Here is a 1,140-nt window from a genome sequence, read left to right as displayed (position 1 = left end):
GCGGATGCGGCAACTCGACGCCCTGCGGGTGCGTCTGGTCCACGAGATCGACGAACGGTGTGTCGCCCAGACCGTCGGCGCGTCGTCGACACAGGCGTGGCTGTCCGGCACCTGCAAACTCACCCCCGGGCACGCGAAGAAGATCATCACCGCCGGACGCAGCCTCCGGAACCGACCCGACGTCGCCGACGCCTTCACGGCCGGCACCGTCGATGTCGATCAGGTACGGGCCATCACCAACCTGCTCGATCAGATCCCCGATCTGATCTCCGACGTCGACCCCGCCGTCGTGGACGGCGAGGTGCTCGACCCGGTCGCCGAATGCACCCAGCAGTGCACCGACTACCTCGTGGCAGCAGCCGAACACGAACACGCCGCCGACACGGCCAACCGCGCCGCCGCCCTCAAGACCATGCTCGAAAGGGACAACGACGGGCCACCCTCCGACGACGAGAACGAGGCACTCAACGAGTTCTTCGCCTCCCCCACCGCCGGCGGCAGAGTCCGCGTCAAAGGGCACTTCGACAAGACCACCGGCGAACAACTCCTCACCGCCCTGTCCGCGCTGTCCAAGCCGCAACCCGGACGCAACAACACCCACGGCGAACCCGACCAGGACCCCAGGACCGCGCCGCAACGCCGCGCCGACGCGTTCGCCGACATCGTCCGCCACTACCTCGACTCCGGAGATGCACCCGGAGAGGGCGGCGAGAAACCGCACATGACCGTGTTCGTCGGAGTCAACGACCTCGCCAACGCCACTCACACCACCACGGACGCAGGAACCCCGACCACCAACACAGTCACCGTCACCGTCGCATGTACCGACACGAGCACCCGCACGGGTATTGGTACCCGCGGCACGAGCAATGCTCGATCAACCGTCTGCGATCGCAGCGAGAACCAGTGCGGTCCAGGAGATTGCAACGGAACCTGCGGATCCGACGGCTGCCCTCTCGCGCAGGCCGTCGCGAACGCCACCAACCCGGGACGCTCTTTCATCCGGCGGGGGCCAGCTTGGATGCCGTGGCTCGGACCGGTCAGCCTCCGTCAGGCGGTGATGCTGTCCTGCGATGCGGCCGTTACCCCAATCGTCATGGACGACAACGGCAACCCCCTCGACGTCGGGCTCACCACCCG

1 protein-coding gene is annotated in these 1,140 nt (G+C 67.4%); it reads left to right on the top strand.

Annotated elements, in window-relative coordinates:
- Nucleotides 1-1,140 (top strand): DUF222 domain-containing protein (locus tag ACWDU4_RS28260; protein WP_450117271.1); only part of this gene is annotated, 1,140 nt, incomplete at both ends.

It is taken from the genome of Rhodococcus sp. NPDC003348, from assembly GCF_053589375.1.
Note: the sequence above shows the minus strand (reverse complement) of the source record. Positions and strands in the feature narration are given on the sequence as shown.